The organism is Bacteroides sp. HPS0048, assembly GCF_964240755.1.
Classification (GTDB): domain Bacteria; phylum Bacteroidota; class Bacteroidia; order Bacteroidales; family Bacteroidaceae; genus Bacteroides; species Bacteroides nordii.
This window is the reverse complement of sequence record NZ_CAXSVC010000073.1, coordinates 1-1290: the sequence shown is the minus strand read 5'-3', so window position 1 is coordinate 1290 and position 1290 is coordinate 1. Positions and strand designations below refer to the sequence as shown.

Genomic DNA, 1290 nt, shown 5'->3' with positions numbered 1-1290 from the left:
CCGGATTCATTTTTAAAGATAGTCTTAGCTACCAGTAATTCACCATTCATCTCATCATTTTTCACATAGTCAACAGGATTACCTGCATTAGCACTCATTACACTTGCCATTAACACTGCTACCATTACCACTGCTTTGAAAAATACATTTGCTTTCATAATCGTTATTTTTTTATTGTTATTATTCTTTGGATCTGCGACTGCTGTTTTTTTCTCAACCGCCTTCGCATATAGATAGTCAATAGCCGTGCCAAAGGTATAATAACCTGATTATCAACGATTATAAAAATAAGACATGCGTTCATTTTCGAACAGATGTCCGCTCAAAAACGGACATAATCATATCACTTCGTTCTTTCACTTAAATGTAATGACCGTTTCTCCATCAGCTTTGCACATAATGAATACTTTCCTCCTGTAAGTAGGTTCATCTGCGGAATAAATAAGTTTTCCATTTACTTTCCAGGATACTATATCACTAATATAATCACCATTTGCTTTACGTTTGCCCTGATATCTGTGTTGAAGAGCCATTTCATAAGGCTTGCCCTTGAAGTATACATAAAAGGTAAAATCACTGTACCGTGAATCACCATACGCATAAGTAAAGAAACTATTCAGATTTTCATCCTTATCCATTACTATATTATTTATCTCATTATTATACCAAAGTCCATCAGTTGTTGTAGCAAACTCAGTAGGAGATGCCGGTGGTGTATCAAGCAGAGTCTTACTGGAAATGGGCAATGCAATCATATTAATAAGATCATGCCCTTCCTCATCAATAAAATAGAAACGTACAACATGACCGCTAAAAAAAGGTCTCCCATCTTTCATACTATCATACCAATGCTCTTCATCATCGTTGCATGACGCAAAACCAACTGCCAAAAGGAGGAGTAATACCAGTCCGGATAAATACTTTGTTTTCATAATTCCTTAGTTATTATAGTTCAGTCTTTTTATCTCCCAATCCACACAAAAATAAGAAATAATATCCAAGCAGTAACTTGAAGGAACAATCAATTTAATAAAAACACACAAAATAATAGATTACACTGTGTCGATGTACCTCCCCGTAGAAAAAATACTTTTTGTTAAAATACCCCTTCCGGAAAGCCTTCTTTTTATAAATTTATAAATGCAAATATTAAAGCATGTTATAAAACACACTTTTTTATTTGGATTATTTGCGAATACCACAAAAGGCCGTATCTTTGCAATGTGTTTTTCATAGTATTAGATTTAAGGTTAACAAAGGTTGGAGCAAGGCGTTGCTCCTTTTTTTATG

Annotated in this window: 2 protein-coding genes; both read right to left on the bottom strand. The window is 34.1% G+C overall.

Features of this window, described 5'->3' with window-relative positions; all coding sequences use genetic code 11:
• Positions 1–158 (bottom strand): DUF3836 domain-containing protein (locus ACESQI_RS24075; RefSeq protein WP_373127369.1); only part of this gene is annotated, 158 nt, incomplete at its 3' end.
• A gap of 198 nt (positions 159–356) precedes the next feature.
• Positions 357–932, bottom strand: coding sequence for a hypothetical protein (locus ACESQI_RS24070; protein ID WP_373127368.1), 576 nt, complete (start codon positions 930–932; stop codon positions 357–359).
• Between the last annotated feature and the right edge of the window lie 358 nt (positions 933–1290).